Raw genomic sequence first — 23,626 nt, forward strand, 5'->3', positions numbered from 1 at the left:
TCAGGCCGCCGGGCGCAGCAGCGTGGACAGCCGGTGCAGGCCGCGCGCCGTACGCGCCTTGACCGTGCCGAGCGGGACGCGCAGGTGCTCGGCGATCTCCCGCTGGGTCAGGTCCCCGTAGTACGCCAGCTCGATCGCCTGGCGCTGCACCTGGGGCAGGGCGGCCAGCGCGCGCAGGACGCGGTCGCGGTCGGCGAACTCGTCGCCGTCGAGCCGGCCGTCGCGCCCCGCGGGGTCGGGCACCGCCTCCAGCGGCACCGTCGCGGGCGTGCGCGCCCGCAGGTGGTCCACCGCGCGGTTGCGGGCGATGCCGAACAGCCACGCTGAGAGGCTGCGGCCCGGGTCGAAGCGGTGCCGGAAGCGCCACACCTCGGTGAAGACGACCTGCAGGACGTCCTCGACGTCCTGCGGCGGCACGAGTCTGCGCAGGTAGGAGCGTACGGCGGGCGAGTGGGCGCGGTAGCACTCGCCCAGGGCCCCCGGGTCTCCCGCGGCGAGGCGGAACTCCAGCGTCTCCTCCATCGGCCCCCCTTGACGGAAAACTTATTCAAAACCTATTCATAGCTGCCCGCGCCCGCAGAGGGCAACCATGGGGGTCGAATGCCGGTTACAAAATGCGCCAAAGTGCGCGAATCACCGCAGAGTGGTCATTACCGCCGAGATGGCGTCGCGAAACGTCGTCACCCGGACGACCTCCGCCGGCAGGTCGTCGCCCCACCCGGGGCCCCCGGCCACGACGCGGCAGGCGGGGCGCAGCCGCGGCAGCCCGGCCAGCGGCGCGGGATCGCCGGTCTCCCGCATCTGCGACCACACGAACACCGCCGCCGGGCCCAGGCGGCGCATCGCGTCCGCCAGCGCCGCGTACGGCGTGCGCGCCCCTAGCACGCGGGTCCCCACCCCGAGCGAGCCGAGCGCGGCCGCCAGCGCGTGGATCGGCAGCGCGTGCTGCTCCTCCTCGGCGGCGGCCAGCAGGACCGGACGGGGATGCGCGGGCGCGGGCGAGCGGGCGGCGAACCGCGCGAGCGCGACCTGGAGCCGGTCGGAGAACAGGTGCTCGACGTCGATCCCGGCGAGCGTGTCCTGCTGCCTGCGGCTGACCGCCGCGAACACCGGCAGCACGAGCCGCTCCCAGGTCCACACCACGCCGTGCGCCGCCAGCGCCGCGTCCAGCCCGGTGCTCACGGTCGGGGCGTCCAGCGCCGTCACGGCGCGGGCCAGCATGGCCGCCGACAGCACCCCGGGCTCCGCGGCCTGCCGTACGGCCGGCGCCGACGGCGGGCGCGGCTCGGACGGCGCGGGCGACGCCTCCGGTCCGGAGGACGACCGGGGCGCGGCGGCGGCCTGCCCGGACGGCGCCGCCCGATCTCCCGAGGCCGACCGCGGCCGCAGCGCCAGCTTCGCCGCGTCGGCGGGCGGCATCCCTGCCCTGATCAGCCGGTTCATCTCCTCCAGGCGGCGCAGGTCGGCGGCGTCGTAACGGCGGTGCCCGCCGGGGCTGCGCCTGCTCGGGCCGATGCCATACCTGAGGTTCCAGGTGCGCAGCGTGGACGCGGGCACGCCGAGCCGCCGGGAGACGGCCCCGATGCCGTAACCCGGCTCGTCCTCGGGGGCCGCGTTGTCGCCCGCCCCGGGCGCGTCCTCGTCTGCCACCGCTCACCCCGTGTCCTCCGGCCGGTCGTCCCGGCCGCTCACCGTGCCCCCGCGGACCGTCTCCGTGGACCGCCCCCGTGGACCGCCTCCGCCCTGCCGGTCGCCCCCTGGCCTTGATTCGGCGGAGGAGCCCGGCACGGATGCAACCGCGGGAGCGGGCGGGCGCGAAAACTCTACTGACGGCGCCGCCGATCACCGTAACGATCGAAGGAGCAGTGCGCATGGTGACGTTGACCCGCGAGACCGGCGGCGTTCGGGACGAGACGCGGGAGCCGTTCGATCGCCACCTGTCCGGTCCCTCCGACGGCTTCGCCTCCGAGCCGTCCATGTTCGACCGGGCGCTGTTCGATCGGGCGCTGGACGACCTGCTCCGGCGTGAGATGGACCGGCTGACCTTCCTCGGGGCCGACGACCGGGAGACGTTGCGGCGGCACCTCGCCGCCTTCGTCACGGGCGGCGGCAGGCGGCTGCGGCCCGTCTTCGTGTACTGGGGCCACCGCGCCTCCGGCGGCTCCCCCGACGACCTCGGCGCCGTGCTGGCGGCGGGCTGCTCCGTCGAGCTCATCCACGCGTGCGCGCTGATCCTCGACGACGTGATGGACGAGTCGCCGCTGCGGCGCGGCCGGGTCACCGCCCACGTGGCGATCGCCGAGCGGCATCGGGAGCTCGGCTGGGCCGGCTCGCCGCGGCGGTTCGGGGAGTCGGCCGCCGTCCTGCTCGGCATGCTGGCCTTCACCTGGGCGGACTCCGCGCTGCTCGCCGACCCCCGCAGGCTGGCCGACGCCATGGAGGTCCTCACCCAGCTGCGCGTGGAACTGGCCGCGGGGCAGTACCTCGACCTGACCTGCGCCGCCCGGGGCGATGGCGGCCGACGGGAGGCCCTGCTGATCTCGACGTACAAGTCGGGCAAATACACGGTGGAACGGCCACTGCACCTCGGCCACGCCATCGCCGGGGGCGAGCCCGGCCTGCGCCAGGTCCTCACCGCGTACGCGCTGCCGCTGGGCGAGGCCTTCCAGCTCCGCGATGAAGTCGACCTCGCCCGCCGCCTCACCCAACCTGAACCCGCCCGCCCAGGGCCGGCCCAGCCAGGACAGGACCAGCCGAGACCCGCCGCGCCGGCTGGCTCCGCGGAGCCCTCGTCCGGCGGGGTCCGCCGGTGACCGGGCCTGTCGTGGTCGTCGGCGCCGGGCTCGGCGGCCTGGCCGCCGCGATGCGCCTGGCCGGAGCCGGCCGGGAGGTGACGGTGGTGGAAGCGGCCGACGTGCCGGGCGGCTGCTGCGGCACCGCGGCCCTGGGCGGCCACCGCGTCGACACCGGCCCCTCGGTGCTGACCATGCCCGGAGTGCTGGCCGAGACCTTCGCCGCCGCCGGGCAGGACGTGGAGCGCTGGCTGCCGCTGCGCCGGCTCGATCCTTACTATCGGCTGACCTTCCACGACGGGTCGTCGCTGGACGTGGTGGCGGGGGCCGACGCCATGGCCGAGCGGGTGCGGGCGCTGTGCGGGCCCGCGGAGGCCACGCGTTATCTGCGGTTCCGGCACGTGCTCGGCGAGATGTTCGAGGCCGAGTGGAGCGCGTTCATCGACCGCGACATGACCCGGCTGCGCGCGCTCGCCCGGCCGTACGCGCTGGCGCGGCTCGCCGCTCTCGGCGGTTTCCGCCGGCTGGACGGGCTCGTACGGCGCCACCTCACCGACGAGCGGCTGATCAGGGCGCACACGTTCCAGGCGCTGTACGTCGGCCTGTCGCCGCGCCGCGCCCTCGGCGTGTACGCGTCGATCGCCCACATGGACACGGTCGGCGGGGTCTACTTCCCCCGCGAGGGCGGCATGCACGCCGTGCCGCGGGCCATGGCCGCCGCCGCGGAGAAGGCCGGCGCCGTCATCAGGTACGGCGTGCGGGCCACCCGGGTCGAGACCGACGGGGCGGGGGTGGTCGCCGTCCGCCTCGACACCGGTGAGCGGCTGGCCGCCCGGCACGCCGTGGTGGCCTGCGACCTGCTGCGGGCGCACGGGCGGCCGGGCGGCGACGGCCTGCTGCCCGAAGAGGCGATCGACTGGCGGCTGCGCCGGCCCCGGCTCTCCCCCTCGTGCCTGGTGGCCCACTTCGCGCTGGACCGGCGGCCGGACGGTCAGGCCCACCACACGCTGCACTTCGGGCGGGAGTGGGCGACGACGTTCGCGGCGCTGGAGTCGGGCGCGCCCCAGCCGGACCCGAGCCTGCTCGTGACATGTCCCGACGACCGGGGGCCCGCCGTGCTCAGCGTGCTCGAACCCACGCCCAACACGCTGAGCGGGGCCGACTGGGCCACGCTCACCCCCCGCCTCATGGACCGCATGTTTGGCCGCCTCGCCGGCCTCGGCTACGGCGACCTGTCCGGCACGCCCCGGCTGGTGTTCGATCCCCCCGCCTGGCTGAGTCGCGGCCACTCGGCCGGCACGCCCTTCGCGCTCGACGCCCGTTTCACCCAGACGGCGTGGTTCCGGCCGTCCGGGGCGGCCCGGAGGGTCCCCGGCCTCCATTTCGCGGGCATGTACACGGCGCCAGGCGTCGGCGTGCCGCCCGTGCTGATCTCCGGCCGCCTGGCCGCCGAACGCATTTTGGAGAACACCCCATGAGCGCGTCACCCGAGACGCGGGCCGCGACGCTGACGGCCGGCTACGAACGGTGCCGCAGGCTGCACGCGAGCTACGGCCGCTCGTACTACCTGGCCACTCGCCTGCTGCCCGCCTGGAAACGGCCGCACGTCCACGCGTTGTACGGCTTCGCCCGCTACGCCGACGAGATCGTGGACTCGTTCGCGATGACCGGCGACCGGGCCGCGGCGCTTGAGCGCCTGTCCTCCCGGCTCACCGCCGCGCTGGACGGCGAGCACGTCCGCGATCCGGTGCTCCCCGCGTTCACGCACACCGTGCGGGCGTTCGGGATCGACCAGGCGGACGTGCGGGCGTTCCTCGCCTCCATGCGCGCCGATCTCACCGTCGGCAGGTACGCGACCTACGACGACCTGCTTGGCTACATGGAAGGGTCGGCGGCGGTCATCGGGACGATGATGCTGCCGGTGCTGGAGGCGCTGCCCGGCGAAGAGGCGCGGGCCCGCGAGCCCGCCCGCCAGCTCGGGCTGGCCTTCCAGCTCACCAACTTCATCCGCGACGTGCGTGAGGACCTGGCGCGTGGCCGCGTCTACCTCCCGCTGGAGGACCTGGACAAGTTCGGCGTGACGGAGGCCGACCTGGCCGCGCCGTACGCCACCCCCGCCGTGCGGGAACTGGTGGCGTACGAGTGCGACCGCGCCCGCGACCACTACCGGCGGGCCCGTGAGGGGATCGCGCTGCTCGCGCCCTCGTCCCGGCCCTGCATCCGGGCGGCGTACGAGCTGTACGGCGGCATCCTGGGCGAGATCGAGGCGGCCGGGCACGACGTGCTGGCGAGGCGGGCCAGGGTTCCGCGCACGCGCAGGCTGGAGATCTTCACCCGGCACCTGCTGGCCGCCCGCGCCGCCGCCCGCGCCGAACTCCGGGTGGGGGTGGCGTGATGTCCCTGCCGGTCGTGGTGGACGCGATGGGCGGGGACCACGGGCCCGCGGAGATCGTGCGGGGGGCGGTCGAGGCGTGGCGCGAGCACGGCGTGCCGGTCGTCCTCGTGGGCCGGGCCGGGGTCGTGCGCAGGGAGCTCGCCCGGCTCGGCGCCGCGGGCGAGGTCGACGTCGCGCACGCCCCCGACGTCGTGCCGATGACCGAGCGGGGCGCGGGCGCGGTCCGGATGGTCGGCTCCAGCCTGTCCGTCGGCTTCGACCTCCTGCGGGAGGGGGCAGGGGCGGCCTTCGTGTCCGCCGGGTCCACCGGGGCCGTGGTCGCCTGCGCGGTCGACCGGCTCGGCACTGCGCCCGCCGTGCTGCGCCCCTCGCTGGCCGTGGCGCTGCCGACGACCGCGGGCGGCGCCACGGTGCTGGTCGACGCCGGCGCGACCGTCGACCCGACGCCCGGGATGATCGCCCAGTTCGCGCTGCTCGGGGCGGCGTACGCGCAACTCGTGCTGGGGGTGGCGGACCCGCGCGTCGGGCTGCTGTCGATCGGCGCGGAGCCCGGCAAGGGAAACCGGCTGACGCGCCGGGCCGAGACGCTGCTGCACGGCCTGCCGATGCGGTTCCACGGCAACGTGGAGGGCGGCGACGTGCTCACCGGGGCCGTCGACGTGATCGTCACCGACGGGTTCACCGGCAACGTCGTGCTGAAGAACGTGGAGGGGACCGTGCGCGCCACGCTCGCCCTCGCGGCGGCGGACGGCGTGGCCGCCCCGGCCGCCCTCGGGCGGGTGGCGGCCCGCTACGACCCGCGGACGCACGGCGGCGCGGCCCTCCTCGGGCTCACCCGCACCGTCGTCGTGGCGCACGGCTCCTCCCGGGCGGGGACCATCGCGCGGGCCTGCGTGGTGGCCCGCGACCTCGCGGAGGGCGAGATCGTGGCCAGGCTCGGCGACCGTCTCACGAGTCTCGCCGTCCAACCGGCGCCGTGACCTCACGCACTGCCGGACGGCGCCCCCTGACCCGGCGCCCCCTGACCCGGCGACACCAGACCGGCGAGGGGGTCGGCGCCGCCCCAGGTGCCCGCGCTCGCGTAGGGAATGAACCGGGCGAACAGCTCCTCGGAGTACCAGTCGTGGGCGCGGACCCGTTCGACGACCTCACGGTGCTCCCGCCCGGCGTAGGCGAACGCGCGTACGGCGGCGGCGTCGCGCCACAGCGAGAAGGTCGCCTGCCTGGCCAGCGGCCACTCCCCCAGCCCGACGGAGGCGATGCAGCTCTCCTGGGCCCGCAGCCACCGGTCGACGGTGGGCACGGACCGGTAGAACGCGGTCAGGCGCGACGGCCGGATCGACGCCCGGGTCAGCACCGCCACGGGCCCCGCCGCCGCAGGGGACGGTGCGTGACCAGGCGGCCGGGGCACGGGTGTGAACGGCTCGACGCCCTTCCAGCGCCCGCGCGAGGAGATCGGCGCGAGCCGTACGTCCCAGGTCTCCACGGCCTCGCGCCGCCACCTGGCCGGGATCGGCGAGCGCGTCAGGAACTCCTCGGCCGCCCGCTCGTCGCGCCAGACGGCGAGCAGCGCCCAGCGGCGCAGGTCGGCGCCGAAGGTCATCGACGCTCCCCTGCCCGTGCCGAGCAGCCGCCAGAACAGCAGCCCCCCGGTGCGGCGCAGCACCGGGCGGTCGAAGGCCATGTGACGCATCGCCCCCCGGTCCTCGTATCTCTGGAGGTGGAACGTGACGACGCTCCCGCCGTTCGTCCCCCTGCTCGTGGCGTCCATCGGCGGTTATCTCCTCGGCTCTGTTCCGGTCGCGGTGCTGGTCGCCGGGCGGCGTGGGGCCGACCCCCGGGAGATCGGCGACCGCAACCCCGGCTTCTGGAACGTGCGCGAGCGCCTCGGCGGCCGTACGGCCGCGCCGGTCTTCGCCGGGGACATGGCCAAGGGCGTGCTCGCCGGGCTGCTCGGCCTGCTGGCCGGCGGCGCGCACACCGCCGGGGCGGGGGTGGTCGCGGGCGCGAGCGCCCCCGCGGCGTACCTGGCCGTGGCGGCCGCGATGATCGGCCACGCCTGGCCGGTCTTCGCCGGGTTCCGCGGCGGGCGGTCCGTGCTGACCTTCACCGGCGGCGTCGCGGTGATCTGCCCGCCCGCGTTCGTGCTCGCGCTCGCCGTTCTCGGGGTGGTGTTCCTGCTCACGCGGTCGTTCGCGATCGGGGCCAGGGCCGGGGTGTTCGCGATCCCGCTGCTGCAACTGCCGTTCGCGCCGATCGGCCACGTCGCCGCGACCGGGGCGCTCATGTGCCTCATCGGGCTGCGCTTCGGGCAGGCGGCGCTGGCCGCGCGCCGCGCGTGACGGCGCCCGCGCCGTCGCCGCCGCCGTCAGGCGTGGCGGGGTAGGCGCGGCTCCGCCAGGTCCTGACGGGCCGCAGCGTCGCCTGCGTGAGCCGTACGGCTGTGGCCGGGTCGAGCAGGAACGACAGCGCCACCCCCGCGCCCGGCCGGGCGTAGCTGCGCCGCAGCGCGGCGCCGAGGAGCACCCGTACGGCGAGCAGCGCCAGGTCGAGCCGGGTCGGCCGCCCGGCGGCCAGGCGGAGCGCGGGCAACGCGGCGGCGAGCCAGACGACGGCGAGATCGGCGGCCTGCCAGGCGGGGCTGGTGACGTCGCGCAGCGGGAGCGAGCGCCCCCACTCCCGCCACACCCCGGCGGCCGACTCGTGCATGTCGACCTCCAGCAGTTCCGCCGCGTCGAGGAAGCCGACCCTCCAGCCGCGGGCGGCGAGCGCCCTGGCGAGGGCGACGTCGTCGGTCATGTGCCCGCGCACCCGGGCGAAGCCGTCGGCCCGCCGCATCGCCTCCCGCCGGAAGGCCAGGCACTGGCCGTTGGCCACCACGCGGTGCGGCGGCGGCGGGGCGGGCGGCCCGATGGGGCCGAACCGGTAGACCAGCGTGGCGAGGAACGACGCGTGCAGCGCCTGCTCGGCGAGGCCGTCGCAGACGAACCGGGGGCCCGCGCTGACCAAGTCGTGGTCCCGCAGGGCGGCGGCGAGCGCGCCGAACAGGCCGGGCCTTGGCCGGGTGTCGGCGTCCAGGGTGACCACGATCTCGCCGCGCGCCCGCGACAGCCCCTGGTGCAGCGCCCACTGCTTGCCCACCCAGCCGTCCGGCAGCGGACGTCCGGGCACCACCGTCGCGCCGTACGCGGCGGCGAGCCGCGCGGTGCCGTCCGCCGACTCGTCGTCGACCACGATGACCTCGGCGACGGCGGGGTCGGCCAGCACCGCGCGCAGGCAGGGACCGAGCCGCCCCTCCTCGTCCCTGGCGGGGATGACCACCGACACGTCCGGCCCGCCGTCGCCCCGGGGCTGCCGGACCCGGTTCCCGCCGCCGGGCGCGGCGAGGGGCGGGAGCCGCCGGCGGCCGCGGGCGAGCCGCGCCAGCACGACCAGCGCGGCGACGGCCTGGGCGGCGGCGAGCGCCCGCCCGAGTGTCCCGGCCGCCCGGGACCCTCCGACCGCGCCCGCGCTCACCGGCGCCCCTTCCCGGCGCGCCGGGCGGAGCCGGGGAAGTCGCGGCGCACCAGCGCGGCCACGATCCGCCCGCCCATGGCCACCAGCGGCAGCCCGCCTCCCGGATGCGCGGAACCGCCGACGAGGTAGAGGCCGCGCACCGGCCCCCGGTTGCCGGGACGGCGGAAGGGGGCCATCGGACCGCCGTACGCGCCGCCGTAGATCGCCCCGCCCCACGCGCCGTACCGGTCGCGCAGGTCGGCCGGGGTCAGCAGGTCGAGGAAGCGCAGCCGGCCGGACAGGTCGTGGCCCCTGCTCGCCAGACGGCCGAGCACGAGCTCCGCGTACGCCTCGGGCGGCATCGGCCAGCGCGCCGGGTCGCCGGCGGGGACGTTCACGAGCATGCTCCAGCTTTCCGCGCCCGCGGGGGCCTGGGTGGGGTCGTCCGCCACCGGGCGGGCGATGTAAACCGTGGGGTCCTCCGGCGGCCTCCGCCGGTCGAAGATGTCGCGGAACTCGCGCCGGTAGTCGGCGGAGAACACCACCGAGTGGTGCGGCATGCCCTCGGTCCGCCCCTCCACGGCGGCGAGCAGCAGGAACGCGGACGACGACAGGCCGAGCCCGGCTATCCGGCGAAGCCGGGCACGGTCGGGCAGGAGCCGCCCGTACAGCGCCGCCGCGTCGGCGTTGACGATCACGATGTCGGCCCTGACCGTCTCCCCCCTGACCGTGCGGACGCCGCCCACACGGCCCCGGCCCGCGATCACCTCGCCGATCTCGGTCTCCAGGTGGATCTCGACGCCCGCCTTCGCCAGCGACGCGGCCAGCGCGTCGGCGAGGCGGGGCAGGCCGCCCCGCACGTACCATCCGCCGTCTCCGTGCTCGATGGCGGGGACGCAGCCCAGGGCGGCGGGCGCCCGGTAGGGGCTCGACCCGGCGTAGGTGGCGTAGCGGCCGACGTACTGCCGCAGGCGGGGGTCCCGGAAGAAGCGTCCGGCGAGCGCGTCCAGCGTGCGGCCTGGCGCGACCGCGAGCAGGTCGCCCGGCCGTGGCCGCCGGCCGGGGTCGCGCCGCCCGTCCGGTCCGCCCGTGGTCCCCGAGGCCCCATGGCCGGACCGTGGGATCGGCGGGTCGACGACGGGCCCTGACAGCGGTCCCGCGAAGAAGGTGCGCATCGACGCGTCCAGGCAGCGCCCGGCCCAGCGGTGGTAGTCCCGCCAGCCGCGGCCCTCGCCCGGCGCGAGCCGGTCCACCGCCTCAGCCGTGCGCTCCGGGTCGCGGTAGGTCGACATTGTCGAGCCGTCCGGCCAGTGATAGCGGCACAGCTCGTCGAGTTCGACCAGGTCGAGCGGGACGCCGAGGTCCAGGAACAGGCCCGGCAGGGTGAGCAGCGAGGGGCCGATCGAGAACGTGAAGCCGTCCCGCCTGTGCTCGGCCAGCTTGCCGCCCAGCCGGGGCAGCCGCTCGTAGACGCGCACGTCGTGTCCGTCCCTGGCGAGCAGCAGGGCGGCCACCATGCCGCCGACGCCGCCGCCGACCACGATCACCTCCGCCATGCGCGTCCCCAGGCGAGCAGGGCGAACGTGCCCATCGCGAGCCCCCCGGCGGCGGCCACGAGAAGATCGGGCGGCCGGAAGACCACGGCGAAGCCGACGGTCTCCATCACCGCCATCACCGTGTAGAGGGCGACCAGCCCGCTCGCCCCCGTACGGCCGCCTCCCGCGCGGGCGCCTCCCGCGCGGGCGCCTTCCGCGCGGACCGTGACGCGGTCGATGAGCGTCATGACCAGGAGGGAGACCAGCAGCCACCCGGCGAAGTTGCTGAGCGGCACGCCGCGGTAGGGCCCGGGTTCGGCCCAGACCCACAGCCCGAGCCTGAGCATCTGCGGGTCGAGGAACAGGTCCCAGGAGGTGAGCGCCAGCGCGCCCGTGACGATCGGGGCCGGCCGGCCGCGCGGCGCCACGCGCCGGGCGACGGCGTGGGCGGCCAGGCCCATGCCGCCCCACGCGAGGGCGACGATCAGCGGGACGCCGCCGGGCCGCGGCCACAGGGCGTCGGTGTAGCGGTAGTCGCCGAACGGCAGGCCCGTCCTGACGCCGATCCACTCGGCGGCGAAGCCCGCGGCCACCGCCGCCGCGAACGCGCCCGCCGCCCTGGCCGGGGTGTACGCCGCGGCCGCGAAGGCGAGCGCGCACACCGCCACCAGGACCACGACCACGGTGGTGAGGCGCAGGTCGCCGGGCCGCAGCCCCGTAGCGATCTGGGCGGCCACCAGCGCGGCCAGCGCGATCACGACGGCCACGGTCGTCGCGCGCCGGACGCCGCCCGTTCCTGCCGCGTCCGCCAGGTGTGCCCCGCCTGCCCCGCCTGCCGCGTCCGGCCGCGGCCGGGACGGCCACGGCCCCTTCAGGCGCGGCCGGCGTGATCCGCGCCGCCCGTGTGGTGTGGCGCCGGCCTCGGCCGCTGTGATGTTCCTCGTCTTCACACAGGGTGATTCGAGCGGATCCCCGTGATCGGATGCCCCCGGCCCCTGCGACGGGGCTCATCGGCCGCGGGCACGCCGCGGCGGCAGGTCACCAGCGGTGGTGCACCTGCGGCCTGATCAGGTCGTCGTAGACCTCGCGGACCGCCTCGTGGGTCTCGGCCGGCAAAGCGGGGAACCCGGCCGCCGCCGCGTTGCCCCTGGCCTGGGCGGCGTTGCGGGCGCCGGGGATGACGACGCTGACCCCGGGCTGGTCGATGATCCAGCGCAGGGCGAACTGGGCCATCGTCATGCCCTCGGGCACGAGGCCGCGCAGCCGGTCGACCGCCTGGAGGCCCACGCCGTACTCGACGCCGGAGAAGGTCTCGCCGACGTCGAACGCCTCGCCCTGGCGGTTGAAGTTGCGGTGGTCGTCCTCGGTGAAGACCGTCTGCGGGCCGTACTTGCCGGAAAGCAGGCCGCTGGCGAGCGGGACCCGGGCGATGATGCCCACACCGGCCTTCTCCGCGGCGGGCAGGACCTCGTCCAGCGGCTTGAGCCGGAAGGCGTTGAGGATGATCTGCACGGTGGCCACGCCGGGCCGCGCGATCGCGGTCAGCGCCTCCGACACCGTCTCCACGCTCACGCCGTACGCGGCGACGCGGCCCTCGGAGACCAGCGTGTCGAGACCGTCGAAGACCTCGTCGGTGTCGAAGACGGCGCTCGGCGGGCAGTGGAGCTGCACCAGGTCGAGGGTGTCGACGCCGAGGTTGGCGCGGGATCGGTCGGTCCAGGCGCGGAAGTTGTCGAGGGTGTAGGCGTCGGGCGTCTGCTGCACCCTGCGGCCCATCTTCGTGGCCACGGTCAGGCCGGGCCGCTCCTTCAGCAGCTTCCCGATGATCTTCTCGCTGCGGCCGTCGCCGTACACGTCGGCCGTGTCGATGAAGGTGGTCCCGGCGTCGATCGCGGCGTCGAGCGTGGCCAGCGCGTCGGCCTCGCTCACCTCGCCCCAGTCGGCCCCGAGCTGCCAGGCTCCCAGCCCGACGACACCCACCTGCCTGCCCGTCCTGCCCAACACGCGCTGTTCCATGAGGTCAGATCGTAGCGGGGCGGCCGTGGGCGGGGGGCGTTCCACCCGCCAGGTGACGGAGGAACCAGTCGCGGGCGAGCCGCGCGACCGTCTCCAGCGTGCCCGGCTCCTCGAACAGGTGCGTGGCCCCGGGCACGATCTCCAGCTCCACCGGCCCGGCGATCTCGCGCATCGCCGTCCTGTTGAGGTCGAGGACGACCGTGTCGCGCTCCCCCACGATCAGCAGCGTGGGCTGGCGCACCGAGCGGAGCGCGCCGCCCGCGAGATCGGGCCTGCCGCCCCTGGAGACCACCGCCCCGACGCCGCCCGGCCGTGCCGCCGCGGCCACGAGCGCGGCGGCGGCGCCCGTGCTCGCGCCGAACAGCCCTACGGGCAGGCCGCCGACGAGCTCGTCGTCGGGCAGCCGGTCGGCCAGCCCGCCCACCCGTTCCGCGAGCAGGCCGATGTCGAAGCGCAGGTGGCCGGTGAACGCGTCCTCGCGCTCCTCCTCCACGGTGAGCAGGTCGGCCAGGACGGTGGCGAGCCCGGCTCTCCGCAGTTCCGCCGCGACGTACCGGTTGCGCGGGCTGTGCCGGCCGCTGCCGCTGCCGTGGGCGAACAGCACCGCTCCCCTGGCGTCCGCGGGGACCGCGACGTCCGCGTCGAGCACGACCCCGGCGAGGGGGATTCGCACGCTGAGTTCGACTCCGCTCATGACGCCCTCCCCTGCCGCGCTACCGCCCGCTCCGCCTGGGCCATGTGCGCTCCGCGGACCCCAGCCGGACTTCACCGGACTTCGCGGAACATCCGGGCGTACCCCAGGACAGTCCCGGCAAACCGGGTGTTCCCAGGCACGGCGCCGCCCGTCCTTCCCCGGGTCACGGGTGGGCGCCCGACCCCGAGGGCGGACGCGGCTCGGGGATGAGGCGCACGTCCTCGGGCAGGCCGCTCACGTGCACCGCGCCGCTGTCCTCCGTGGCCTCCACGTCGACGCGCACGCCGGCGAGCGGAATGCCGGAGATGCGCAGCTCGCCGAACCCCTTGGGCAACGTCGGCGCGATCCACACCCTGCCGTGCGGCACCCACGGGTCGATGCGCAGCAGGAGCCGTACGAGCTGGACCGGGGTGGCCGCGGCCCACGCCTGCGGCGAGCACGAGGTCGGGTAGGGCACCGGCAGGTGGAACTCCTCACGGTCGAACCCGCAGAAGAGCTCGGGCAGCCGGTCGCCGAAGGCCCGCGCGGCGTCGAGCAGGCCGGTGGCGACGCGCTGGGCCTCCTCCACGAACCCGTAGCGCATGAGCCCGGCCGCCACGAGCGCGCTGTCGTGCGGCCACACGGAGCCGTTGTGGTAGCTCATCGGGTTGTACGCGCCCATGTCGGAGGCGAGGGTGCGGACGCCGAACCCGGTGAACATCCGGGGCGAGAGCAGGTGCTCGGCCACCGCGGGCGCCTTGTCCCTGTCGACGATCCCCGACCACAGGCAGTGGCCCATGTTGGAGGCGAGCGCGTCGATCGGGCGGCCCTCGTGGTCGAGCCCCACGGCGAAGTAGCCGCGGCCGGGCAGCCAGAACCGTTCGTTGAACCGGGCGCGCAGTTCGGCGGCCAGTTCCCGGTAGCGCCGCTCCCTCTCGGTGTCGCCCGTCTCCTGGGCGAAGTAGTGGCGGGCGATGCAGGCGGCGTAGACGTACCCCTGCACCTCGGCCAGGGCGATGGGCGGCCGGGCGAGCGTGCCGTCGGCGAAGTTGATCCCGTCGAAGGAGTCCTTCCAGCCCTGGTTGAGCAGGCCCTGGTCGGTCTTTCGCTGGTACCACAGGAAGCCGTCGCGCATGCCGTAGCGCTCGATCCACTCCAGGGCGGCGTCCGCGTGCGGCAGCAGCCGATCCACGGCCTCCCGGTGCAGCCCCCAGCGGCGCAGTTCGCCGAGGAGGACGACGAACAGCGGGCTGGCGTCGACCGAGCCGTAGTAGGCGTGGCCGGTGGCCGACGTGTCGTCCTGCCTGGCGCCGTACCTCAGCTCGTGCATGATCTTCCCCGGCTCCTCCTCGGTCAACGGGTCGATCTTGGTGCCCTGCAGCTCGGCCAGCCGGCTCAGCGTGCCGTACGCGAGGTCGGGGTCGAGCGGCAGGGCCAGCCACGAGGTCAGCAGCGAGTCCCGGCCGAACAGCGTCATGAACCAGGGCGCCCCGGCGGCGACGGTCGGCGGCAGCTCGGGGTGATCGGGGTCGAACAGCCGCAGCGCGCCGAGGTCGTTGTGGGACTGCCGCAGGATGCCCGCCAGGGAGGCGTTGGTCGTCGTCACCTTGGGCAGGCGCTCCTCCCACTCGAACAGCCGTCCCGCCCGCCGGGCCACCGCGGGGGACAGCCTCTTCTCCGAGTACCACGGCTCGGTCTCGACCCCGTCGATGATCGGGTTGGCCCGCAGGCAGGCCGTCCACTCTCCGCGCGGGGGCACCACCACGCGGAAGACGAGCAGGCGCGGGTTGACGACCGGCAGCACGGGGGTGCCGTCGGTCTCGCCGACCACCCGCACGCCCCGGGCCTTGCTGACCGAGAACATGCGCAGCGACCGCTCCTCCGCCGAGGTCGTCACGTCGGCCACCCAGTGCACCCGGTGGGTCTTCACCTCGAACAGGTCGCACACGTCGGAGCCGATGTGCAGGGTCACCATGCAGCCGGCCGGCTCGTGGGACATGTTGCGGATGGTGAGGTCCTCCGACAGGCCGCCGCCGACGTACCGGTCGCGCACGACCAGCAGCGTGCTCTCCGCCTGGCCCGGCCGCGGCGCGGCACGGCCGACGAAGGTGGCGTGGTAGGGCTCGCGCGCGAGAACCTGCAACTCCTCGATCGCGCCGTCGTCGACCCGCAGCTCCCACTGGGACAGCAGGCGGGTGTCCGCGTAGTAGATCCCCTGCGCCGACCCCGGCCGGATGTCGCCGTTGCGGGCCGACACGCAGAACGACCCCCCGGCGACGAGCGTCATGGCGCCCCCGCCGATGGCGCTGGGCTGTCCCTCGAACGTCCACCCGCTCGTCATGCCGATCACCCCGGCCCCGGTCCCTCGGTCTCGACGGTTGGCGTCATACCCGGAGAAAGAGCCAGTTTTCGCCATGTTTGCGGCCCAATGTCCGCCTTGACGGAACAACAGACGGGTACGGGGACGGTTTTGCCTGTCTATGACCTGGCGTTTCCTATTCTTCCCGCATGCGCAGGTGGGTGAGCTCCGAGGGGCACGAGATCGACCCGGTCGTCATCGAGGGCCGCCCGCTGCTCCGCGTACGGCACCTGGGCTACCACGTCGGCTACTGCGCGTCCGTCGCGGAGGTGGCCGCCCACGTCGACCTGGCCGACCTGGTGGAGGTCGTCGAACTGCGTCGCGCCGCCGGGACCCGCGATCATGGATGAGGGGTGAGCCGGATCGGCTCACCCCTCCGTCGTGCCACCGCGTCACCTCATCGCGGCGCGGGCACTCAGTCCCAGCCCGGCATGCTCCAGAGGTCCCGCGAAGCGGGCGCCTTGGCCTTGGCCTTGGGCCCGGAGGCCTTCGCCTTGGCGGCCTTGGGCATGCCGGCCTTGGCCACGCCCCCGGACATGGCCCCGGAGAAGAACGGCCGCGCCCACGCGCCGGCGTCCTCGTCCTCGACCTCCTTGCTCGCCGGCTTGCGGGTGAAGTCGTCGCCGGAGAGCTTCGTGTACTGCGGCTGGCTGGCCGAGGGGTTGAGGAAGACGTCCTGAGGGCCGCCCTGGTTGTTGTTCTTGCCGGTGGCGGGCATCGTGAACATGAAGCCCGGCTGCGAGCCGTTCGCCTGGTCGCCGTTCGCGGGGGCGCCGGCGGGCTGGCCGCCGCCCATCATCGGAACGTTGCCCATCATGCCGCCCCCGCCGGGGCCGCCGGCCTGCCCGCTGTCGGACATCGGGCCGTTGGGGTTCTGGCTGTCCCCCATCGGACCGTTCGGGTTCTGGCTGTCGGCCATCGGACCGCTGGGGCCCTGGGCGTCGGCCATCGGCCCGTTCGGGCCCTGGACGTCGGTCTCGTCCTCGGGCGAGAAGAACGGGCCGACGTTCGCGCCCTTGTTCAGGATCTCCAGGGCCTTGGAAGCGACGAAGTCGGGCTCCTCCGGGTGGCTCATCGCCAGCGCGGCGATCTGCTTGCCGGGCGCCATCGACTCGCCGGCGGACAGCGGAGCCGGGTCGGCGGGCGCGCCCGTGGGGCCAGACAGAAGTGCTGCGGCGAGTACGGCAGTGACTAGAGGCATGAGAATTTCCCCCGAAATCTGGTGGACGGTACAAGGACGAAGTTAAGCGCACGATGCCGGGCGATCACGGACCCGACGCTCAGTGTCCGGTCAAATAAGAGGATCGGCCTCATCAGGACATAGGCCACAGGACGCCTCAGCTCATCCCTCAAAAAAACGCCTTATCCGGACGAAAGGTGCCACTGATAATAAAAGGCGAAATAAGCGCACGATAGAGGTGTGCGCGCTTTCTCCGGAAATGGCGGAGATGCGATACCGAACGGCCCAGAGTGAGCGGCCCGCCGGGGACAGGCCCGCGATGGTCCGCACTGAGTCCCCGAGCGTACGAGGGCGCGCGGGAAGACCGTCACGGGTGCGCGGCGGCAGTGTCGCGGCACAGGTGTCGCGGCACAGGCGCGCGACGGAGCGCTCGTCCGACCCGGGGAAGCCGGACGGTCGGTTATGGAGACGGGGAAGCGGGAGGCCCTGGATGAAGCGCGGCGGAGCCTGGCGGCGCGCGCTCATGCCCGGAGAGAGATCGCGGCAGGGAGATGGCCGGTGTAGGCCTGAGGCGGGTGGTGACGCCGCCGGGCGCGGACGATCTGAGGCGCCTAGGGGGCGCGCCTGCGGGCGAACGAGACAGGGGTGAGCCGTGAGCGGCTCACCCCTGTGCGGCTGTCGCAGGACGACGGCAGGTCACCTCGGCATGAGGACCTTGTCGACCTCGTAGATGACGGCGTTGCTCGTCGCGATGTTCCCACAGGTCACAGCGGCGTCGTTGACCTTGAGGCTGGAGTCGGACCCCGAGACCTTGATCTTCCGACCCTCCAGAGAGGTCAGCTCACCGTGCATGTCCGTCGGCGTCTTGCGGCCCTTCACCACGTGGTAGGCCAGCAACCCCCTGAGCGACTTGCGGTTCGACAACAACTGGTCGAGCTGGCTCTTGGGGATCTTGTTGAACGCTTCGTTCGACGGCGCGAACACCGTAATGTCCTGGGCCGAGTTGAGCGTCTCCGCCAGGCCGGCCTTCTTCACCACGCGCGCCAGCGTCGACAGCGACGGGATGTCGGCGAGCGCGGTGCCGATCGGCACCTTGGCCAGTTCCGCTGGGCTGCCCTTGCCCGAGGCCGGCAGCGAGGCGCAACCGGCGCCGACGGGCGCCCCGGCGGCAGACGGCGACGCCGAGGGGGTCGCGGTGGCGCTCTCACTCGCCTCCGCGCTGGGGGTCTCGGTGGTCATGTCCGTGGCGGTCTCGTTCGCCGCGACCGGAGCCGCGGGGTTGCCGCCCTGGCTGCCGCAGGCCGCGGACATCGAGAGCGCCGCGGTCAGGGCGGCAAGGGCGAGCAGACGGGTGTTCATGATTGTGCTTCCTTAGTCGTGGAAAGGTCGTTGCTGGGTGGCGGGTCGGGTGCGTGACGAGACACGGAGCGAACGCGCCGGTCGGTCCCGGGACCGGACGCGGTGCGCGGCGTGCCACCCGCACGGCCGCCCGCGCCTGCCGACCCCTGCGGACGGCGACATCGGAAGAGCCCGCCACACCGGCTCAGCACCGGTGCGGCGGGCCGACCAGGCGGGCCGATCACACGGGCCTCTTCCGTCAGGCCGTCCGGGACGGGCTCACCAGCCGTGCGACACGTGGTGCTGGCTGGGGCGGGCGACCGTCTTCTTACGCGGCGCCTTCTGCTGCGCCGTCTTGTGCTGTGTCCTGGGCGCCGGGTAGTACCTGGTCGTCTGAACGCCGTTGACGGGGCGGAAGGTGAACGGCTGCGTCTGGCCGGAGGCGCCGGAACCGATGACGGGCTGGATGAAGACGTCGCGCGTCTTGGGATCGATCACCGGGACGTACCTGGTCTCGTTCCCCGCTCCCGGCGCCAGGTCGCCCGACGTCTGGACGGGCTTTCCCGCGACCGTGCCGGAGACTCCGGGCGTGCTCGAACCGGCCCGTACGACAGGAGCGGCACCCGTGTCGCTCCGCCGTCCGTCCGTCCCACCGGGAGCCATCCATGGCGGCGCCTGGGGCATGGGGAACGGGAAGGGCGCGGCCTGGGGCGTCATGCCGGGCGGCGGCGCGAGTTGAGGCCGATCCGTGGACGGCGACGCGGCGGTGGTCTTGTCCGTGGTGGCCCTCGTTCCGGGCGGCACCGGGTCCGGCGGCATGGCTGCCGGCCCCGACAGCAGGGCGCCGGCCAGCACAGCGGCTGTAAAGAGAGGCATGAGACTCCCCCGAGGTCATGGATGGTACGAGCACGACCGTAAGCGCCGCACCGGGGAGTGATCACGCATCCGACGACCAATGTCCGGTCAAGCATGGTGATCGGGTGCATCACCCGCAAAGATCCCCATCGCACCCGCAAGCACACGGCGCGAGCCTCGGGCGCGGCGAGCCCTGCGGGCACGGCAGGCCCGGCCAGGCGAGCACAGTCAGGCGGGCACGGTCAGGCGGGCACGGTCAGGTACGCAGGCTCGGCCGGGCGGCGGGTCCCGTCGGAGGACGCCGACATGGGTTCCCCACCCCGACATGGGACTCGTACGCGAGTTTTGCCGGAAATAGAGCCGTTTGGGCGTGATGCCGGGAGGGTGGCGTACCCGCCGGGGTAGGGCCGGACGTATGAGTAAGAAGAACAAGAGGGAAGAGCCGTCGGTGGGCGACGAGGTCACCTGGAAAAGCCACGGCGGCACCGCGACCGGCAAGGTCGAGAAGAAGATCACCGAGCGCACGGAGGAGGCGGGCCGCACCGTGGCCGCCTCACCCGAGGACCCGCAGTTCCTCGTACGCAGCGAAAAGAGCGGCGGGGAGGCGGTGCACAAGCCGTCGGCGCTGCATCCCAAGGAGTGACGTCCCGTCCGGCGAGCGGCGGACCGCTGTCCGTCCGGCCCGGACGGACAGCCGGGGGTCGCCCGCACCGTTCCCCTGGTGGGGTGTCCACGGACCCCGGCCGGGTCGGTCACCGCGCCGGAGGGAAGCTCCGGTCCTCGCGAAGCCCGCTCCGCTGGGCCCTCGCCGCTCCCCTCCGCTCCCCTCCGCTCCGCTCCCTCGATCCCGGTGAACGTCCGTGGACGGTGCCTTAGCTGAGGGTCTTCTTCCAGTGGAAGCCGCCGGGCAGGTTCACCGTGAGGGTGCGGCGCCCGTCCGCCGTCTTCGTGACGCGGAAGGCGCGTCCGCCGTAGCTGTGCCCGACGCCGCCGCGTGACAGGTTGAGCCTGAACGGCCCCATCTTGATCGACTTTCTGTAGCTCCAGCCCATGGGTCCCTCCATGACGTTGGTGGCACCCGACTACCCAGGAAGACGATCAGCACACAAGATTTACTCCGTTTACCTCCCCGCCGGAGGGTATGGCCCAGACCTGCACGAGCTTTTTCGCCGTCAGGACCCGGACCGGACAGTCACCGGGCACCTGGGGCTCCGGGGCCGGTCGCGCCGGCCGGGGTCTTCACCGCCTGACGGCGCCCCGCCCGAGACCGGAAGGAGCGATGCCATGGGGCACGCCGGAGTGATGCTGGAGACCTACCCCGCCGATCTCGGCGGCGTGGACAGACAGGCGCTGGCGAAGTGCATCGAGGCCTGCTTCGACTGCGCGCAGACCTGTACGGCCTGCGCGGACGCCTGTCTGAGCGAGCAGGCGGTCGCGGAACTCGTCCGTTGCATCCGCACCAACCTCGACTGCGCCGACATCTGCGCGACGACGGGCCGGGTGCTGTCGCGGCACACCGGCTACGACGCGAACCTGACGCGCGCCCAGTTGGAGGCGTGCGCGCAGGCGTGCCGCAGTTGCGCCGACGAATGCGGCCGGCACGCCCACGTGCACGAGCACTGCCGGGTCTGCGCCGAGGCGTGCCGCCGCTGCGCCCATGCCTGCGACGAACTGCTGGCCTCGCTCGGCTGACACCCGCCCGGACGTCCGGGCGGCCGGCTTCCCCCGGCCGGGGCGAACGCGACCGGGCCCGCCACACGTTCGCGCCGCTCCTTCGCGCCGGGGCGCACCGGTTCGCGCCGATCCACGCAGGTCGTCGGCCCAGCCGATTTCGCCCGGCGGACTCACCCACCCGATTTGCCCGGCGCGATGACGTGGCGGCAGGCGCGAGCGTGTAAAAACGGTGCCTATGGCAATGGAAGCGGGCGAGGAGCCCCTGGGCGACGACCTGGAGGCCGTCACCGTCGCCGTGCTCACCGCCTCTCGCGTGCTGGTCGCGGTCTCCGCGCGGTCCCTCGCCGCCGCGGAGGACCGGGTCACCCTGCCGCAGTTCCGCATGCTGCTCGTGGTCGGGCAGGGCGAGACCAAGCTGGTGACGCTGGCTGAGAAACTCGGCGTGAACCCGTCGACCGCCATGCGCATGGCCGACCGCCTCGCCGTCACCGGTCTGCTGGAGCGTGAGGTCAATCCGCACAACCGGCGCGAGACGCTGCTTCGGCTGACCGACAACGGACGGCGCATCGTGGACGAGGTCACCGCCCGGCGCAAGGAGGAGATCGCCGCGATCCTCGCGCGGATGCCGGCGTCACGGCGGCAGGCCCTCATCGTCGCCATGCGGGAGTTCAACGAGGCGGCGGGCGAACCGCCCGCCGGCGTCGCCTTCCCGCTCGGCTGGCCCGGCCCGTCCTCCTGATCGCACCGCGCTCAGCCGCCCGGACAACGCCGGGGGGGCCGTCCGCGTCGCCACGTTACTCACGGCCGCCTGATCATCGTCACTCGCGGCCGCCTCCGGAGGCAGCCCCCGCCGAGCGGCCCGGCCGGCCGAGGTCGGCAGGGCCCAGCGGGGGCCGGCAGGGTCAGCAGGGTGTGTCAGCAGGGTGTGGCGGGGTCAGCAGCCGGAATCGGCGCAGGCCCCGGGGATGAGCCCGGCGGCTCCGTCCGCGCCCGAGGGGGTCTCGCCCTCGTCCTGGCCCGAACCGCCCTTCGAGGCGCCGCCCGCGGACGAGCCGGTCCCCGCCCGGTCGGCGCCGGAGCCCTGCTGCCCGGAGGAACCGCCTCCCGAGGAACCGGCCGCGGTGTCCGCGCCGCCTCCGGCGGGCGCCTTGCCGCCACCGGAGCCGTCTCCGCCGGACCCGCTCGCGTCCTGCCCGCCTGAACCCTGCTCTCCGGAACCCTGCTCTCCGGAACCCTGGTCGGCCGAGCCCTGCGTGTCCTGTCCGCCGCCGGCCTCGGCCTGGTCGCCGTCACCGGCGGAGCCGCCGTCCTGCGCGGGGGCCGACTGCTGCACGCCGCCTCCGGCGGGCGGGGTCGCCGGGCCCGAGCCGCCGCGAAGGGCGTAGCCCGCTCCCCCGGCGGCCAGCACGGCGACAAGGGCCACGGCGGCGAAGACGAGGGGCTTCCTGTTCTTGGTCGTGGCCGGCGGCTGATCCCGGCTGGAGAGGATCTCCTGCCGGAAACGATCGTCCTGGCTCAGCTGCGGCGGGACATGCCCTTGCATGTGAGACAACTCCCAGCGGTCGTTACGGGGGAAAGCTCCACGGCTTCCGCGGGTGGCTGCCCACATTAACCCCACCGGTGAGTCAATCTCACAAATAACCGCAAACAATCATGAATCTCCCAGGCTTCTCCCCCCGGCCCGAGCGCGTGTCACACCAGCTCAGGCGCTGTGCGTCGCCGCGCTGCTGTAGTCGGTGTACGTGTAGGGGTTGTCGAGGATCTTCGTCTCGGGGATGTCGGGGTTCATCCCCTTCTGCCAGGCCTCCTCGCCCAGGGTCGAGCGCAGGTACTCGACGGTCCGCTCCACCTCGCGACGGGCCGCGGCGAGGTCCACGCCGACCAGGCGGTGCTCGTGCTTGACCACCCGGCCGTTCACGAGGACCGTGTGCACGTCGCCGCGCTGCGCCTGGAACGCGACGTGCCCGTACGGGTTGAGCAGCGGGAACGACACGGGCGACGCGTCGTTCTTGATGAGCACGAGGTCGGCCTTCTTGCCCGGTTCGATGCTGCCGAGGTCGTCCGCGCGGCCGATGGCGCGGGCTCCTCCCCGCGTCGCCCAGTCCACGACCTGGTCGGCGCGCAGGGCGCAGTGGGTGACCGTCTCCCCCTTGGCATGCGCCTCCATGTGCTCCCGGGAGCGGTCGGCGCCGAGCGTGGTGCGCATCGCGGAGAACAGGTCACCGCTCCACCAGACGCTGGTGTCCATCGACAGCGACACGGGGATGTGGTGCGCGCGGATGGCCCAGGTGGGCGGGTAGCCCTGGCCCGCGCTCTGCTCGCTCTCGGTGGAGACCGAGATCGAACCGCCGGTGGCGGCGATGCGGTGATAGGAGTCCGCCGACAGCGAGGCCGCGTGGACGTAGACCGTCTCGGGCGTCATGAAGCCGTGCTCGTACATGAGCCGGATGCCGTCGTCGCTGGTCGCGCCCCACACACCCGCGTGGGTCGTGACGGGGACGCCGAGGTCGCGGGCCACCTCGAAGGCCGGCTTCTCGGGGAAGGCCGGGTCGCCGGTGACGTCGAAGGCGAGTTGGAAGCCCAGCATGTCGTCGCCCGTGATGCGGCGCCTGACGAAGTCGCGGAACTCCGGCGCACCGGTCCACTCGGCCGGCGGCGCCTGGATGTTGCCGTAGGCCAGCACGAACCGGCCTGGCACCGCCCGCAGGGCGTCGACTGCCGCGTCGGCATGGTCGACGGTCCGCAGCCCGTGCGACCAGTCCACGACCGTCGTGACGCCGGCGTCGATCGCCTCGATCCCGGCCAGCAGGTTCCCCGCGTGCACGTCCTCGGGCCGCCACAGCTTGCCGTACTCCAGGTAGTACCAGACGAAGTACTGCGTCAGCGTCCAGTCGGCGCCGTAGCCGCGCATCGCCGTCTGCCACATGTGCCGGTGAGTGTCGATCATGCCGGGCATGACGATGCCGCCGGCGGCGTCGACCACCACGGCGCCGTCCGGTGCGGGCAGGTCCTGACCCACCTGCGCGATCCGGTCGCCGACGACGAGGACGTCGGTGCCGGGCAGCACGCTGTGCGCGTCGTCCATCGGCAGCACCGTCCCCCCGCGCAGCAGCACGGGCCGGTCCTGCCCGAAATCGGTCGGCTCGTTCATCGTCGAACTCCTCACCCTCAGGACGGTCGACGCGCGCCGCCGAACAACTGTCCGCCACACGGTCAGCGCTGCATCCGCTGTTACTCTCCCCAGCGCCGCTCCCGCTGTCAACCATGGCTTTCGCGCCGTATCCTCGCGTGACCGCGCGGCTCGCCCGGCCGCG

General features: G+C 74.1%; 24 protein-coding genes. 9 read left to right on the forward strand and 15 right to left on the reverse strand.

Annotated elements, in window-relative coordinates:
• Entirely contained in the window at positions 1-522 is a 522-nt protein-coding gene (locus HHX31_RS20980; protein ID WP_169950027.1) for an RNA polymerase sigma factor, read from the reverse strand.
• A gap of 111 nt (positions 523-633) precedes the next feature.
• Complete coding sequence (locus HHX31_RS20985; RefSeq protein ID WP_169950028.1) at positions 634-1,650, reverse strand: MerR family transcriptional regulator; 1,017 nt, start codon at positions 1,648-1,650, stop codon at positions 634-636.
• A 221-nt stretch (positions 1,651-1,871) separates the two neighbouring features.
• Here HHX31_RS20985 and HHX31_RS20990 point away from each other — a divergent pair, with 221 nt between their 5' ends.
• From HHX31_RS20990 to plsX, 4 genes are read left to right on the forward strand one after another with little or no spacing between them, the layout of a single operon-like run.
• Entirely contained in the window at positions 1,872-2,813 is a 942-nt protein-coding gene (locus HHX31_RS20990; RefSeq protein ID WP_169950029.1) for a polyprenyl synthetase family protein, read from the forward strand.
• Positions 2,810-4,270 carry an NAD(P)/FAD-dependent oxidoreductase gene (locus HHX31_RS20995; RefSeq protein WP_169950030.1) on the forward strand — a complete coding sequence of 487 codons (1,461 nt, stop codon included), beginning with the start codon at positions 2,810-2,812 and terminating at the stop codon, positions 4,268-4,270. The genes HHX31_RS20990 and HHX31_RS20995 overlap by 4 nt, the downstream gene beginning before the upstream one ends.
• The gene (locus tag HHX31_RS21000; protein WP_169950031.1) at positions 4,267-5,187 is read left to right on the forward strand and encodes a phytoene/squalene synthase family protein; all 921 of its coding nucleotides are present in this window, start codon (positions 4,267-4,269) and stop codon (positions 5,185-5,187) included. The genes HHX31_RS20995 and HHX31_RS21000 overlap by 4 nt, the downstream gene beginning before the upstream one ends.
• On the forward strand, positions 5,187-6,167 hold the full coding sequence (gene plsX / locus HHX31_RS21005) for a phosphate acyltransferase PlsX (protein WP_169950032.1): 981 nt from the start codon (positions 5,187-5,189) through the stop codon (positions 6,165-6,167). Before HHX31_RS21000 ends, plsX begins: the two co-directional genes overlap by 1 nt.
• 2 nt (positions 6,168-6,169) lie before the next feature.
• Here plsX and HHX31_RS21010 read toward each other — a convergent pair whose 3' ends face one another.
• The gene (locus HHX31_RS21010; protein ID WP_249346226.1) at positions 6,170-6,958 is read right to left on the reverse strand and encodes a spheroidene monooxygenase; all 789 of its coding nucleotides are present in this window, start codon (positions 6,956-6,958) and stop codon (positions 6,170-6,172) included.
• Here HHX31_RS21010 and HHX31_RS21015 point away from each other — a divergent pair.
• Positions 6,915-7,529, forward strand: coding sequence for a glycerol-3-phosphate acyltransferase (locus tag HHX31_RS21015; protein WP_169950033.1), 615 nt, complete (start codon positions 6,915-6,917; stop codon positions 7,527-7,529). The genes HHX31_RS21010 and HHX31_RS21015 overlap by 44 nt on opposite strands.
• On the opposite strand, the gene HHX31_RS21020 is transcribed toward HHX31_RS21015, so the two are convergent.
• The 6 genes from HHX31_RS21020 to HHX31_RS21045 form a co-directional block, all read right to left on the reverse strand.
• Positions 7,480-8,703, reverse strand: coding sequence for a glycosyltransferase family 2 protein (locus HHX31_RS21020; protein WP_169950034.1), 1,224 nt, complete (start codon positions 8,701-8,703; stop codon positions 7,480-7,482). The two genes, HHX31_RS21015 and HHX31_RS21020, sit on opposite strands and share 50 nt — an antisense overlap.
• The gene (locus tag HHX31_RS21025; protein ID WP_211590107.1) at positions 8,700-10,238 is read right to left on the reverse strand and encodes an NAD(P)/FAD-dependent oxidoreductase; all 1,539 of its coding nucleotides are present in this window, start codon (positions 10,236-10,238) and stop codon (positions 8,700-8,702) included. Before HHX31_RS21025 ends, HHX31_RS21020 begins: the two co-directional genes overlap by 4 nt.
• Positions 10,226-10,975 (reverse strand): carotenoid biosynthesis protein, encoded by a 750-nt coding sequence (locus HHX31_RS21030; RefSeq protein ID WP_311932141.1) that lies wholly within the window; start codon positions 10,973-10,975, stop codon positions 10,226-10,228. Before HHX31_RS21030 ends, HHX31_RS21025 begins: the two co-directional genes overlap by 13 nt.
• Before the next feature lie 280 nt (positions 10,976-11,255).
• The gene (locus HHX31_RS21035) at positions 11,256-12,233 is read right to left on the reverse strand and encodes an aldo/keto reductase (protein WP_169950036.1); all 978 of its coding nucleotides are present in this window, start codon (positions 12,231-12,233) and stop codon (positions 11,256-11,258) included.
• A 4-nt stretch (positions 12,234-12,237) separates the two neighbouring features.
• On the reverse strand, positions 12,238-12,927 hold the full coding sequence (locus HHX31_RS21040; RefSeq protein WP_169950037.1) for a dienelactone hydrolase family protein: 690 nt from the start codon (positions 12,925-12,927) through the stop codon (positions 12,238-12,240).
• A gap of 163 nt (positions 12,928-13,090) precedes the next feature.
• Entirely contained in the window at positions 13,091-15,247 is a 2,157-nt protein-coding gene (locus tag HHX31_RS21045) for a glycogen debranching N-terminal domain-containing protein (protein ID WP_169950038.1), read from the reverse strand.
• Between the two features lie 167 nt (positions 15,248-15,414).
• Between HHX31_RS21045 and HHX31_RS21050 the strand changes: the two genes are divergently transcribed.
• On the forward strand, positions 15,415-15,615 hold the full coding sequence (locus HHX31_RS21050) for a transposase (protein WP_169950039.1): 201 nt from the start codon (positions 15,415-15,417) through the stop codon (positions 15,613-15,615).
• 65 nt (positions 15,616-15,680) lie between these two features.
• Here the strand turns inward: HHX31_RS21050 and HHX31_RS21055 are convergent, their stop codons facing one another.
• The 3 genes from HHX31_RS21055 to HHX31_RS21065 form a co-directional block, all read right to left on the reverse strand.
• Positions 15,681-16,466, reverse strand: a complete 786-nt coding sequence (locus HHX31_RS21055) for a hypothetical protein (RefSeq protein ID WP_169950040.1) — start codon at positions 16,464-16,466, stop codon at positions 15,681-15,683.
• 675 nt (positions 16,467-17,141) lie between these two features.
• Complete coding sequence (locus HHX31_RS21060) at positions 17,142-17,804, reverse strand: fasciclin domain-containing protein (RefSeq protein ID WP_169950041.1); 663 nt, start codon at positions 17,802-17,804, stop codon at positions 17,142-17,144.
• 258 nt (positions 17,805-18,062) lie between these two features.
• Complete coding sequence (locus HHX31_RS21065; protein ID WP_169950042.1) at positions 18,063-18,659, reverse strand: hypothetical protein; 597 nt, start codon at positions 18,657-18,659, stop codon at positions 18,063-18,065.
• Positions 18,660-19,053: 394 nt separating this feature from the next.
• On the opposite strand from HHX31_RS21065, the gene HHX31_RS21070 reads away from it, so the two are divergent.
• The gene (locus HHX31_RS21070; RefSeq protein WP_169950043.1) at positions 19,054-19,281 is read left to right on the forward strand and encodes a DUF2945 domain-containing protein; all 228 of its coding nucleotides are present in this window, start codon (positions 19,054-19,056) and stop codon (positions 19,279-19,281) included.
• Positions 19,282-19,510: 229 nt separating this feature from the next.
• On the opposite strand, the gene HHX31_RS21075 is transcribed toward HHX31_RS21070, so the two are convergent.
• A complete protein-coding gene (locus HHX31_RS21075) occupies positions 19,511-19,690 on the reverse strand; it encodes a DUF4236 domain-containing protein (protein WP_030505005.1) in 180 nt (59 codons plus the stop codon).
• Between the two features lie 232 nt (positions 19,691-19,922).
• Here HHX31_RS21075 and HHX31_RS21080 point away from each other — a divergent pair, with 232 nt between their 5' ends.
• Together HHX31_RS21080 and HHX31_RS21085 are read left to right on the forward strand one after the other, a co-directional pair.
• Complete coding sequence (locus tag HHX31_RS21080) at positions 19,923-20,330, forward strand: four-helix bundle copper-binding protein (protein WP_169950044.1); 408 nt, start codon at positions 19,923-19,925, stop codon at positions 20,328-20,330.
• A 217-nt stretch (positions 20,331-20,547) separates the two neighbouring features.
• A complete protein-coding gene (locus HHX31_RS21085; RefSeq protein WP_169950045.1) occupies positions 20,548-21,051 on the forward strand; it encodes a MarR family winged helix-turn-helix transcriptional regulator in 504 nt (167 codons plus the stop codon).
• 195 nt (positions 21,052-21,246) lie between these two features.
• Here HHX31_RS21085 and HHX31_RS21090 read toward each other — a convergent pair whose 3' ends face one another.
• Both HHX31_RS21090 and HHX31_RS21095 read right to left on the reverse strand, forming a co-directional pair.
• A complete protein-coding gene (locus tag HHX31_RS21090; protein ID WP_169950046.1) occupies positions 21,247-21,855 on the reverse strand; it encodes a hypothetical protein in 609 nt (202 codons plus the stop codon).
• Between the two features lie 159 nt (positions 21,856-22,014).
• On the reverse strand, positions 22,015-23,463 hold the full coding sequence (locus HHX31_RS21095) for an amidohydrolase family protein (RefSeq protein WP_169950047.1): 1,449 nt from the start codon (positions 23,461-23,463) through the stop codon (positions 22,015-22,017).
• Between the last annotated feature and the right edge of the window lie 163 nt (positions 23,464-23,626).

The organism is Microbispora sp. H11081 (assembly GCF_012999535.1).
Lineage (GTDB): Bacteria > Actinomycetota > Actinomycetes > Streptosporangiales > Streptosporangiaceae > Microbispora.